Source organism: Rhodoferax ferrireducens T118 (assembly GCF_000013605.1).
GTDB lineage: Bacteria > Pseudomonadota > Gammaproteobacteria > Burkholderiales > Burkholderiaceae_C > Rhodoferax > Rhodoferax ferrireducens.
Map to the genome: position 1 here is coordinate 142,445 of NC_007901.1, position 12,300 is coordinate 154,744.

Annotated in this window: 13 protein-coding genes and 1 tRNA gene; 3 read left to right on the forward strand and 11 right to left on the reverse strand. The window is 56.5% G+C overall.

Features of this window, described 5'->3' with window-relative positions:
• Positions 1-17 precede the first annotated feature (17 nt).
• Positions 18-90: transfer RNA gene (locus tag RFER_RS22190), tRNA-Ile, on the reverse strand.
• Between the two features lie 104 nt (positions 91-194).
• Positions 195-479, reverse strand: a complete 285-nt coding sequence (locus RFER_RS24355) for a hypothetical protein (RefSeq protein WP_166485915.1) — start codon at positions 477-479, stop codon at positions 195-197.
• 326 nt (positions 480-805) lie between these two features.
• Between RFER_RS24355 and RFER_RS22200 the strand changes: the two genes are divergently transcribed.
• Positions 806-1,072, forward strand: coding sequence for a hypothetical protein (locus RFER_RS22200; RefSeq protein ID WP_166485916.1), 267 nt, complete (start codon positions 806-808; stop codon positions 1,070-1,072).
• Between the two features lie 43 nt (positions 1,073-1,115).
• Here the strand turns inward: RFER_RS22200 and RFER_RS23205 are convergent, their stop codons facing one another.
• From RFER_RS23205 to RFER_RS22240, 7 genes are all read right to left on the reverse strand, one after another.
• Entirely contained in the window at positions 1,116-1,688 is a 573-nt protein-coding gene (locus RFER_RS23205; RefSeq protein ID WP_011458674.1) for an ERCC4 domain-containing protein, read from the reverse strand.
• A gap of 427 nt (positions 1,689-2,115) precedes the next feature.
• Entirely contained in the window at positions 2,116-3,258 is a 1,143-nt protein-coding gene (locus RFER_RS22215; protein ID WP_011458673.1) for a hypothetical protein, read from the reverse strand.
• Positions 3,259-3,271: 13 nt separating this feature from the next.
• Positions 3,272-5,041 carry an ankyrin repeat domain-containing protein gene (locus RFER_RS23210; RefSeq protein ID WP_011458672.1) on the reverse strand — a complete coding sequence of 590 codons (1,770 nt, stop codon included), beginning with the start codon at positions 5,039-5,041 and terminating at the stop codon, positions 3,272-3,274.
• A 14-nt stretch (positions 5,042-5,055) separates the two neighbouring features.
• Positions 5,056-5,259, reverse strand: coding sequence for a hypothetical protein (locus RFER_RS22225; protein ID WP_041793384.1), 204 nt, complete (start codon positions 5,257-5,259; stop codon positions 5,056-5,058).
• A gap of 294 nt (positions 5,260-5,553) precedes the next feature.
• Positions 5,554-6,597, reverse strand: a complete 1,044-nt coding sequence (locus RFER_RS22230) for a tyrosine-type recombinase/integrase (protein ID WP_011458670.1) — start codon at positions 6,595-6,597, stop codon at positions 5,554-5,556.
• Positions 6,598-6,610: 13 nt separating this feature from the next.
• Positions 6,611-7,093, reverse strand: coding sequence for a hypothetical protein (locus tag RFER_RS22235; RefSeq protein ID WP_011458669.1), 483 nt, complete (start codon positions 7,091-7,093; stop codon positions 6,611-6,613).
• Between the two features lie 61 nt (positions 7,094-7,154).
• Entirely contained in the window at positions 7,155-7,748 is a 594-nt protein-coding gene (locus tag RFER_RS22240; RefSeq protein ID WP_011458668.1) for a thymidine kinase, read from the reverse strand.
• A gap of 525 nt (positions 7,749-8,273) precedes the next feature.
• Here RFER_RS22240 and RFER_RS22245 point away from each other — a divergent pair.
• Together RFER_RS22245 and RFER_RS22250 are read left to right on the forward strand one after the other, a co-directional pair.
• Positions 8,274-8,483, forward strand: coding sequence for a hypothetical protein (locus RFER_RS22245; RefSeq protein WP_011458667.1), 210 nt, complete (start codon positions 8,274-8,276; stop codon positions 8,481-8,483).
• Between the two features lie 150 nt (positions 8,484-8,633).
• Complete coding sequence (locus RFER_RS22250) at positions 8,634-10,790, forward strand: sensor domain-containing protein (RefSeq protein ID WP_011458666.1); 2,157 nt, start codon at positions 8,634-8,636, stop codon at positions 10,788-10,790.
• A 139-nt stretch (positions 10,791-10,929) separates the two neighbouring features.
• Here RFER_RS22250 and RFER_RS22255 read toward each other — a convergent pair whose 3' ends face one another.
• Both RFER_RS22255 and RFER_RS22260 read right to left on the reverse strand, forming a co-directional pair.
• Entirely contained in the window at positions 10,930-11,511 is a 582-nt protein-coding gene (locus RFER_RS22255) for an adenylyl-sulfate kinase (protein WP_011458665.1), read from the reverse strand.
• On the reverse strand, positions 11,508-12,299 hold the full coding sequence (locus RFER_RS22260) for a sulfotransferase (protein ID WP_011458664.1): 792 nt from the start codon (positions 12,297-12,299) through the stop codon (positions 11,508-11,510). The genes RFER_RS22255 and RFER_RS22260 overlap by 4 nt, the downstream gene beginning before the upstream one ends.
• Between the last annotated feature and the right edge of the window lies 1 nt (position 12,300).

Below are 12,300 nucleotides of genomic sequence, written 5' to 3' on the forward strand. Positions count from 1 at the left end.
ATGCGCTTGTTTTAGGTTGGGTGAAGACGGAATCGAACCGCCGACGCACTGGGTATCAACCAGCCGCTCTACCAACTGAGCTACTCACCCGACACATGGAACCATCACCATAGATTGGTGACTTTTGGCATTGCTAATTGAATAGCTTGAGGTTGATATGCCTCAGTGCGCAAGCGTTGTTCCGTCGCTTTTTCTTAGGACAAAAACTGAATCCCAATGGACTCCAATTCTTCCTCGATTGTCTGACGCATCATTTTCGGGGCGTTGTCGGCCCTCCAGAGCGCAACCAAAGCAGCAGGGTAAGCACGCAGTGCGCGCAGGTCCTGTTCGATGGCTTCGTCCGCCAAGATTTGACGAATCGCAGCTTCTGGCCGTGTGATGGCCATCTTCACAAGGTGCTGAACTTGCGTGCAGCTGACTTGTGTTGAAGCGTGAGCTTGAGAAGGTGCTTGAGAGAGAGTGTTAGGAGAAGTTTGCATGATGATTTCCTTTGCCTGGTCGAAAAGGAACCCACATGCTGACCAGGCCTGTGGGGGTGAGCCCACGGGCCTGATTCCTTGACAATAAAAGCGGTAATTAATCGCTTTTCTTGAAATTCCAGCTTGACGCTGAAAACGTTCTTGCGAACGAGGAGTCTGTAATCTCGTGATGGTGTGGTCGCTGGGATATACCCGGACGCGCACCATGGCGACATGACAGACTCTGATCAGATTTTGGAAGTGTCTCGAATGGTGCGGCAGGCTGCCCGGCAAAGCCGGAATTTCCAGGTCAGGACATTGCCCGACGACCATCGATGACTAATGACATGCCGACTCTGCCCAATGAATTGAGGGTCGACGCAGGCTTAAATAAAGCCAATGAGCAAAATGTATATCGAAAATTCATTTTGTGCAACAACTTTTTGCATGAAATGGAATTGCCCCTAGCGGGCTGTGTCGCGGGGGCGTCGGCTGGCACGCCTCTTGGGCCTCCGCGTTCGGTCAAAGCATCCCGGGCCGAGGCAACGGTCAATGAGTTGTCGGCCGCCATGTCCCAAGTGGTGGTCGACAATGACAGCGGGCACGCCCATTGATGCGTCCATTCTGAGCCCGCTGGCGTCGCGTGCTGGCGTTGGCCTATAAATCGCCTTCCTGCAGAACGCGCCCCATGCCATTTTCTTCAAGCCACCAGTACGTGTACAGCTTGCTGAGCCAGGAAGCTGTTTTTTCCTCCGCCAATGCGCGGTGTTTTGATGCGTAGATGACGGGTATGCCAAATTTAACTTCCAGGGCATCGAGCGTGCCGCTGACCCCGTTCGGGGCGGCTGATGTGTATTCGCAATTGACATAGGGCGACTTGACGTCGTGGTAGGACGCTTCGACCAGCAACGCGCGCCAGCGGAATGTGGTCAAACGCTCACATTCCCGAAAAAAACGCTGACGGTTGTGCATCAAGGTGCCAATCAGGTCCGGGAGTGATTTGCGTTCCAGCGCCACCAGATGCTCCATGTCAAGGATGCTGTAGTCCCCGGTGGGCAGGGTTGTCCGGCGCTCGCTGGCGATCCAATTTGGGAACCGCTCAAATGTGAACGGCTGCTGCTCTCGTGTGTCGACCAGCACCACCGGTTTAGGGATTTTGCTTGTGATGGCGCTACCGCCACGTTTGACAATCAGCCGACTGGTTGTGGGTGGTACGGCACGCAATGTCATGAGTCTTCCCTCAGGATTTCGGTTCAGTAATTCGCGTTGCGCACTCTTTGCAGCGATTTTCTACTGGTGTAGCCTTGAACTGATCAAGTGGCAAAAACAAAGCCCGAATGCGGGCCTCGACGTGTACCGGCAACGCGAGCACCCACCTCTTTCGGTCGCAAGGTGAACGCGCTTAGTGGGCATTTTGGTTTCCTATGTATTGAACAGGCGTTGGAGACGGTCATGCAATTGGCCAGTCAAGACCGACCCGATAGCACCAACGGCGCCAATAGGTACCCCAACCATCACAACAGCATCCCATGCATACCCAGGCGTCACTTTACCTAGAACACTCGCAAGAAGCCAAAGCCCGCAAAACCCCAAGCCCGTAAGGAGCATAAGGCCGCTGATGATTCTCACCGTGGAATTCATAATAATTTCCTATGGTTCAATGAACGTTTTTACCATCGCCACCCACAGCATAGACGTGCCCTGGCAACTCTTCGTGAGGTTTCGATGGGTTCACCATCACTGGCCTTATCCAGACTCGCTTCATGAGGGATTTTTGCGGGCCATGGGCTTGGCGACGCCAGTGCCCTCTTCGCCAGTGGGTGCTGACATCTGCTCGGTTGCCACCTGTCGATCCGATTCCTGGCTGAACTTCGTCTCCCATCATGCGAACCATCGCGTAGCCTTCGCTGCCGATTTTTTGGGCGACCTTGTACCGGCGCAATTGAGGTGATTGTTGCCATTTCACAAGGAGTTCAACCGGGACATCCCGACCAGGCGACAACTCCTTGTTCGCTCCCATGGATTCGATATAGAAAAGACAGTTAACGACCAGCTCCGTAGCCTTCCGAAGCAAATCCGCGCCTTCTTTCAACTCACCCTTTCGAATCTCAATCAGGGCCTTGTTGCTTTCACTTTTGTCTTCGTCAGAATCGAGGTCAGCAAACTTGCGAGCAATGAATGCATCTACAGCTGCATGGGGGGACAGGCGTTGCTCACCCGGCGTAAAGTCGATAAAGTATCCAGGCATCATTACCCCGGAGCCATCATCCTTGACCGTTGTCAGACCGATTTTCAACCGGCGCTCTGGGCCTTCCGGTGTCCACGGTGTCACCGCCACAAATGCGCCGTCCAGATACTCGTGACCATCGTCGAACTGGAGATTCATGTCCTCCTGTTTACCGAAGCGCACAAAAAACGCGTCATAGGGCGGGTGCCATTCGTTAAGAGTGCAGTCGGCCACGTCCGTATTGCGAAGCATCGAGACAATGTTGTCGTCCAGATCGAATATCTGCTTCCCACTTAGGTGGTATTGCCCCACCATTGGCACCCAATGGCGCTGTTGGAGCAACTTGGCGTAAAGCTGGCCCATGTAGGCATCATTACCATCGTCATTCGCATTCCGTTGCGCTGCGGCCATCATGGGAGCGATCAATTCGCGCATGATGATGTCGGGCAGGTTTCTTGCAATTTGTCCATTCGGGGCGACCAATCCATTCTGAGCCGACTGGATAGCAAACGTCCACCAGACTTCATTTCGAAGTCGTACCGGGGCGTATGGGGAAAACACGGTTTGGTTCACTAGATGATCTCCTTTAAGACGCAAGTATCTGATCCCGAATGGGTTGAGGTATGTCGCTTGACTTGAGCTCCATCCCAGCAGCCTTCAAAGCAGCAATAGTTTTAGGGTCCATGAGCTTGCCCATGAGGTCCATCGCCATTTCAGCGAGATCATCCATTTTGGTCTTTTGATCCAGAGCGATACCTTTCGGGCTTACTCCAAAACTATTTTCGAGCTGCGTATCCGCACCACAGTCCAATAGAAGCTGAACAATCTCCCAACGTCGGGATTTCATTGAATATAAAAGCGGAGTCCAGCCAAGGGCGTCCTGGCAATTTGGCGACACGCCTGCGTTTAGGATCGCCTTCACAACATCTCGGTTACCACGACCGGCCAGCTCCACTAAAATTGGACGCTCTCCGCCGTCTATAGCGCGTGGATTGGCGCCAAGATCAATTACTTTGGCCATGGTCTCTGGCATGTTGCGCAGACCGAGCATTACCAACAGAGGCAAGCGATCTTCATTGAAGGAATTCAGCAGTTGCCTGTTTTCGCGTACCAATGCCAAGACGGCTTGTTCATCGCGCTTATCGACCATATCAAACAGGAATCGCTCATCGCGGGTGGGGCTATATTTCTGGCCTCCCGTCATGGCGTTTTTCAAACGTTGCGAACCCTCATGATCTTCGTTCCCGCCGATCATGTCGATGAACTCAGCAACTTTTAGCTCTCCCAAACCAAGCTTGTCAAATGCTGCGCCAACAGTGTCATTGTAAAAATTACCGAGTCCACCCTCCCAGACCCGACCAGCCCAAAAGACTTTGGCTGACCAATGGCTCTCAGGCCCTGGGTAATCAGTCAAACCTCCTGGCGGGAATGTGCACCGAAGCGGCTCGCCTGTGGCCAGATCATCTGTGATGCGATAGATACGCCCAGTAGACACGCGCACGGCGAGTTTTCGCGGGAGGGAGATATAGAAGTCTTGCGAATCAACTGATGACTTAATCACCGATCTCATGCCCCAAAGCCGGTAATCTTCGGGCTCAACACCTGGCAGAGTGGTGCACAAGTCCTTAATGACGTCAGACACTTCCGTCAGATTGGTGGCGCGGTCATCTGCCAAATCAAAATCTGCAGGTTTTTTGCCGTGGGCAGAAATCAACTCTTTGGTTTGCGCCATTGTCTCGGAAGTGGGGGCGTAAAAACGATTGGACATCCTCCGGACATCCAGCTCGTACATCTTGGCAACCTCCATACAAAGAGGTGCGTCACTCGACTCAATCAACCCCATGACTATGGAAGCATTCTGGTTGAGAAACCTCCACAGGCCACGGGCATCATCCTGAAGGATTGGGACCCATGTATCCGGGTTGCCAAAAGGCAAATAGACAACATCGATTTCGCTCTGCTCCATTTTTGCAAGAGCAAACAAATTTCCGCGAATAATTTGCACAGACCTCGCCAAAGGCGCAGGAGGCAGGCCGGATCGCTGAATCGGACCTTCATCTTCGGGAACCATCACTGTGAATTTGGCCCAGCCCGACCCCTTGCCCAAAAGGGTCGAGAAAAGAGTCCACCACGCTCCACCATCGAACCCGTCGAGCATGGAGCCAAGAATAAGCACGCCAAGCGATGGTTTTGCCAGGAATTCAGGCTTTGCCTCGTAAACCCAAGACGCAAGTGCTGCAGGACTGCAGAGGAACCCATCAATCATTTCACCAGGCGCTTGAGCAAGCCATCTGCCATCTGAAGTGCGGGAAAGGTCTCTACGAAGGTGGCTTATCTTGTGGTGGCGTTCAATCATGTTTTCCTTTGGGATCAGGCAAGCGAGCAATCGCCCGCCATGCTTTTGCAAATCACGCCAGCTGCCAAAAGTGATTGCACGGTGGCTGGATGGATGGAGCGCCGCAACGGGCCATCGTGGAGACGAAACAATCCAGTCGCCTGGTCGTGGTGCAGCTTCGCTCCAGACTTCAACTTGCTGACCAGCGATTGTTGCGGTTCACTCAGGCTTTTCGGCATGGTCGGGCTCCTTCAGGTGTTACCTCGCAGCATGTTGCTGCGTCGATCTGGTGGAGCAAAGCGCGGTATGCTGCCCGCTCTCCCGCCGTTGCGTCGACTGCCTTTGGGTCAATGTAGAAAGCGCAATCAGCGCGAATCTCAGCCGCCACTGGAGGCTCGACCTCGATGGCCGTAGCAGTGTCCCATGGCAGGTCGGCCAAGGCGGGTACAACGTCTGTAATGCAACGAGACATCCATTCATTGCGAATTGTTGGTGTGATAGCCAGGCGCACGATGATTTCCTTTGGTTCCGTATTAAGTCACGTCTTTTCGGTCGAGCCTGACCACCGCGCGGATCTCGGCCACCCCGGCGCGGCGCATGACCTCTTCCTGGCCCAGACCCGCTTCGAGCCAGCGCGCCAGCACGGAGTTGCGGATGGCCTCGGCGCCAGCGTGCGACAGCATGCCCTCGAACGTGTTGGGCGGCAAATGCGCCTTCAAAGCCCCGGCCACCAAAATGAAAATCGTCTTGCTGCTCAGAGGCGAGAGTTCTCTTTTTCCGTCGATGACGTGGGATTTGGCCCCGAAGAACAGCCAGGGCGATTTGCGCGGGACGTGCTGGCGCACCCGCAGCCACTGCGCAAGCGCGGCGCCGGCGCGGGGCTCGTCCAGCGTGATGTGGCGCTGCTGGCAGTCCTTTTCCCCGTCGATCTGGATGGCCCATTGCTCGCCGTGCTTTTCGGTGCGGATTTTCAGGGCCTGATCGACGCGCAGGCTGACCAACTCCCCGGTCTTGGCGCCGGTGTGCAGCAGCAGTAGCAGTAGCGCGTCGTTGCGGACGTCCTGCCACTTTCGCACCGCTTGACGCGAGGCTTGGTGCAGGATGCCGTCTTGGAGCTGGCGCAGCGCCCAGGCCGGCAGGATCATGCTGGCCATGGCCTCGCTGGCGGGTATTTCGGTGGCCTGGGCACAAGGGTTGGCCTCGCACCACGCCATGACCACTGCGTGGGCGTAAATATCGCGCAGCATGCGCCAGTAGCGCCGCTGCGTGACGGTGCTGGCTGGGCGCCGGCTGCTGTTTGGCTGCGTTTGCCGGGCCGTTGCGCTGGCGCTGAGTTGGTGCAGATAGGCACTGACCTGTTCGGGCGCGGCTTTCTCCCACGGGGTGTGCGGGGGCAGCCACGCGACCCAGTTGAACCAGGTGCTGCGGTACTGTTTGACGCTGCGCGGGCACAGGTGCATGCGTTTACGGCTGACAGCACCGGCGGCCCAGGATTCAAACGCCGCGTGCGCCGAGGTCGCCGGCAGGGACGGATCGGGCAGATCGGAGGCCTTCGGGGTGGACGTTGCGGGGCACATCGCAGCCGAGGGCTCAGATCGGTGCCGGCTCGTCCGGGTACAACTCCTGGATGTAGACGGTCAGCGCGTGTTGGATGGTTTCGATCGGAATCGTCAGGGTGTTCTGGTCCTGCGCGGTTGTGCCAAGGTATTGGTTCTCAAACAGGCGCGCAATCCTCGTGAGCCAGGGGGTGACGCGCGTGCCGTCGTCCAGTACCTGGGTGGCGGGCGTGAGGGCTTTGTAGCACCGGGTGAACGCCGGGGCCATGGGCGCTGTCAATTCGTCGGGCCGGGCCATCATGCGCAGCACGATGCTCAGTGCGAGCAGGAAGCGCCCACCGGTGGGTTCGCCCCAGGCCGGGGCCACGGGCATGCCCGCTAGACCGCCCACCACTTCAATGTTGCAGACGGTGCGGCCATCGCACAGGCGTTCGGCGAGCAGCCCGTAGCGCTCGAAATACTGTTCGTTGAGCTCCGCATAGGGGGGCATGTGGCGGCCGGGATCAAGCGAGGTCATGGTTGTTTCTCCGTCAGGTTGTGATTTTGTGAAATGGGGTGCGCGCAGGCGGGTCGTGGCTTCAGGCCGCCGTGCTTTGAGCATCTTGCTCGCCGGCGCTGTCCAGGTAGAAGCAGCGCGGGCACATTGCGATATAGCGTTCATTTCCGCCGATGAGGGTTTGTTCGCCCGCGCTGACCCGCGCGCCGGTGGCGTCAAGCCGGGCGTTCATGGTGGCTTTTTTTCCGCAGCCGCAGACCGCGCGCACTTCCTCGAATTCATCGGCGAGTGTCAGCAGGGCCGCGCTGCCGGCAAAGGGGTGCCCTAAAAAGTCGCTGCGAAGGCCGTAGCAACGGATGGGCACTTGGCTGGTGTGGGCCAGGCGGTGCAACTGGCGGACCTGCACGGGCCGCAGGAACTGGCTCTCATCAATTAACAAGCAGGCCGTGTCGCGCTCAAGGATGCGGTGATCGAACACGGTATCGGCGTTGAAGGTGCTGGCGCCGCGCTCGATGCCCAGGCGCGAACGGATGACGCCCAAGCCGGCGCGCGTGTCCAGGGCGGCGGTGTAGAGCTCGACGGCCATGCCGCGTTCGACGTAGTTGTGGGCCGCTTGCAGCAAGAGCGTGGACTTGCCCGCGTTCATGGCGGCGAAGATGAAAGTGAGTTGTGACATGGGTGGTGCAATGGTTTTTAAGGGTGATCAATTCAGCATAACGGATACCGCTCATTTGGCAAGTTTTGAATATCCCCGCTTCATTTTCCGCATCCTCTGATTTAAATGTAATCTACATGCAGGCCCTTCGCAATCCCTTTTCGTGGGTTCTTCCCGCTTTGCCTGCCCTGCCCGGCCCTTGTTCACTGCCTTCCCTACCCTCCCTATGTCGCGGTAAGCCAGCGCTCCTGTCACTTCTCCCCCCTATTGGTTGGCATCTCTTTCAGACTCACGGGGCGGGGGCAATTTGCGCGCCCTATGGTGTAGTGAGATCAGTGAGATGAGTGGGACAAGGGGGGCAAGGGAACAGCGAATCAACAGGAGGGTTCCGGGGCTGGACAAGGTCTGCATGTAGATTACATTTCATGTGGAGGGGCTTGAATATTGGTTTGGCGCTTGGATTCCAAGTTGGAAATACGTCACATCTGCGCGTTTTCAGGGGGTTTTATGCGGAAAATGAATTTTCATTTTGCTAACCTGTCATGAATGCTGGCCATACCCCCTGACCTCCCAGACATCACAGCTTTGCTGGACGACCCGAGTTCGAGCTTCTGGTTGCGCTCGGCCCTGAAGTCCGCCCTGCTACGCGACCCGCTGGACGCCGCCCACGACGCCCGTGTACTCGCCCTGGTGTTGCAAGTGCGCGTTGACACGCTTTTGGCCACCCCGCAGCCCAAGGAGATGCTGCTCTCCTAGCCCATCTGTCGACCCTTTCGATCCCGATTCCCCCCCAACAACAAGAGCTATAAAGCTGGACACTTCCATGGACCAACCCATAAGCGACTCCTTCCTGCACAACGTCTCTGCGCCCGGCGCCCAGGTGTCGCCTTCACAGGGAACTCCGCGATGAACGCGTTTCTCAACGCGATCTATGAAGATCAGGAAATCTTGGATTTGGTCATCGGGGAGCCCCTTAACTCGGTCGCCTCCTACCTGCCCGCCCTGCTTACGGCCGTCAATGCCTGCCTGGTCTTGTCCGTCACAGACTGCGACGGCGTGATTCTCTTTGCCACCGACCGGTTCTGCGAACTTAGCGGCTTCGATAAAGACGACCTCACCGGCAGACGACATAACATCGTGAGCTCGGGCACTAGCTCGGAATCGTTCTACCGCGATATGTGGGACACGGTGCTGAGCGGGAAAAGATGGACGGGAGAGATATGCAACCGCGCCAAGGATGGCTCCCTCTACTGGGTCGACACCACCATCCTGCCCTTCACCGACACCCACGGGAAAATCACCCGCTTCGTGGCCATTTGTAACGACGTCACCAATAAAAAACAAGCCGAGCAACAACTCAATCAAAGCCGCCAACGGCTTAAGTCCCTGCTGCTGATGTCCGGCGACTGGTACTGGGAGCAAGACACCCAATTTCGCTTTACCCTACTCTCCGATGGCTTCAAAAAGACCGGCAAGGACCCGGCCGCCTTTCTTGGCCAGACCAGCTGGGACGCCCAGTGCGCCCAGGACGAAGCCTTATGGCATAAGCACCGCGCAACCCTGCAGTCGCAGCAGCCCTTTCGTGACTTCGAGTTTCTGGTCACCAGCGACCAGAACACGGGCCTGCCGGTGTGGTTTAGCCTCTCGGGTGAGCCCACCTACGACGAACGCGGCCAGTTCATGGGCTACCAGGGCGTGGGGCGCGACATTTCAACGCGGTTTTCTGATCAGGCGCAGCTCTGGAAACTCTCCAACCTCGATTCGTTGACCGGCCTACCCAACCGGTCCAGATTTGAGACCACGCTCGATCGGTGCGTTGAAAGCGGTAAAGCCAGCGGTGAACCGTTCGCCCTTGTCATGATCGACATCGACAACCTCAAAGTCGTCAACGACTCCATGAGCTTTCTCGCCGGCGATGAACTGCTCAAGATCATGGCCAGGCGGCTTTCGTGTTCCGTGCGCCAGACGGACTTCATCAGCCGCCTCAGCGGCGATGAGTTTGCTGTCATCCTGCTGGACCTGGGTACGGTCAAGGATATCCACCGGCTCATTGAGACGCTGCGCTGCACCCTGGAGGCCCCCACCGACAATGCCGAGCAGGGCCGGTGCACCCTCAGTCTCGGCGCCAGCCTCTTTCCTGCGCACGCCAGTGCAAGCGCCGACCTCATCAAGAACGCCAATATCGCCCTGCATCGCGCGAAGTCCAACGGCGGGGGGCAGTGCGTCCTGTTTGAATCCGAACACAAACACCGGGTCGACCGCAGAGCAACCGTCCTGCGTGCCATTGAGCAGGCCATCAGTGTGGACCGTCTGATGCTGTACTACCAGCCAGTCGTCAACCCGGTGACCCGGGCAGTCGTGTCGTTTGAAGCCCTGTTGCGCTGGAATCATCCCAAAAACGGGATCATCTCGCCCGGTGAGTTTCAGGAAGTGTTCGAAAACCGCGCGCTCACTGCGCGCATCGGTAAGTTCGTCACTGACATGGCCATCAAGCAAGCCGCGCTGTGGTCGCGCGAGCGAGTTGACTTTCACAAAATAGCCATCAACGTGACCACGGCCGACTTTGTCCTCGGGGGCTTCCCGATCTGGCTGGCCGACCGGCTGATGCACTACGGGGTCGACCCCGCGCAGATCTGCGTTGAGGTCACCGAAGGCATGTTCCTGGGTCCATCGGCTGAACTGGTTCTGAGTGGCCTGCAAATCGTCCATGACATGGGCGCGGAGATTGCCTTTGACGACTTCGGCACCGGCTACGCCTCGCTGATGCACCTGAAAATGCCCATCGACCGGCTCAAAATCGAACGGACATTCGTCACCAACATCGAAAACGACAAGACCAACGCCGCCATCATCGAGGCGATCGTGCAGCTCGGGCGCAGGCTGGGCAAAGGCATCACGGTCGAGGGTGTGGAGACGCAGGCGCAGGCCGACATCCTTCTGGCCATCGGCTGCAGTCAATTCCAGGGCTACCTGTACAGCAAACCGCTGCCGGCGCACCAGGTGGCGAGCTTCATTGCCTCGTATTCAGGTTCAAAAACCACAGCCTCGCAACTTTCCGCATAGGCAAGTCCCAGCTACGATCCACAGTGGCCACAGTCGGGGCTCATGCTCGTTTGGCCAAAGACCTCGACTTCGCCGATGCCGCCCGGGCAGGAAATATTCGACGAATCGCCGATGTTGCCAGATTCTTACTGATGCGGATTTATTGGTGTTGGTGTTGGCCAGAATCAGTTCTAACTTGATGAATATGCGCTCGTTGACCCGCAGCCTTTTTGTCGAGGGAGGCTTTGTGGGGTAGCCATTTGAAGAGTGAGCCCCTGGCGGCCAGTTCGTGGAGCTGCTGCATAAAAGTTAGGCGTTCGATCTGGTTCAGAAGATGAGTGGCGAGAATCGCACCCCATTTTTTCGAGTTCAGCTCAGAGACAACGAAGTCACAGTTCGCGGGCGGGATGAAGCCTGCCAGGGTGTCGGCGTACCTGCCAGTTTTGGTTGTGTCCATCCAGACCAGGACGTCCGCGCCAATCGCAGCTCTTGATTCGGGGAGCGCTGCCAAGGCGTCAACAATCACCACATCACCCTGCAATTCGTTGACCTTAATTTGCATTCGCCGGGCTTGACGGCGTCGGCCTTCCGTTGTGAAGTCCCAGTCATTGGCCTCAGCCCGCACGTTGTCAGCGCAGAGATACCCAACAGAGAGCCTGTTCATTTTCAGTAGGCCGATCAGCTCGATTGAGAGTGTCGTCTTTCCTGCACCAGGCAGGCCCATGATTAATACTTTGATCATGCTTTTCTCAATTCATAGCCCCAGGTTTTGAGGACGCATTCAACAGGACGAAAATGCTCATTGATCCGCTCAACAATATCTGGGATGTCAGCAATCAATTCTTGAATGTGCATTTCACTTCTATCGCGTATCGACTCAACCCTCTCACCCTTGACCATCAATTCAGCGTCAAAGTTGATTGCTTCCAACCCTGGAAGAAACTCACCCAACTTCGCGCTGTGGTATTCGGGTCTGGCGATGAAGTCCTCGTAGGTCATGGTGTAGGCACGATCTCCAAGATGCAATCTGTTTTTGATTTGGACCACCATTGTCCGGAGCACGTGATAGCAAATTTGATCAAGTTGCCGAAGGGGATCCATGTGAAACGTTGCCTTTCGCATGATATGTTCCACATAGGCGTAGGGGTTTCTTACAGAGATGATCCACTTGAGATTTTGGAAATGAGGTTCTATCATTTCAACTCTAAAAACATCTGCAGGAGTTTTCTGCATCCGAATAGGAGCATCAGGGTTGGTCTTGGCCCAGTTTTCGTCCCATGTTTTACGAATACCAGGCCAGTCGTAGTTGGCAGGATTAGCGTAAACGTGTTCCATATTGGCTTCAATTGAATGCGGGCCATTTAGATTCCTGTAGCCGGCTCCAGCGCAACAGTTTCCCTCGACCATTCCCTTCATGCGACGTTCTTCAGGGCGTGGATCGGTCAACGGCACTACTGATGGGCAGGTTTCCAGCAGGCTGTGGAGCAACGTGCTGCCGCAGAAGTTGGGGACGGCGAGGAACAGATACATG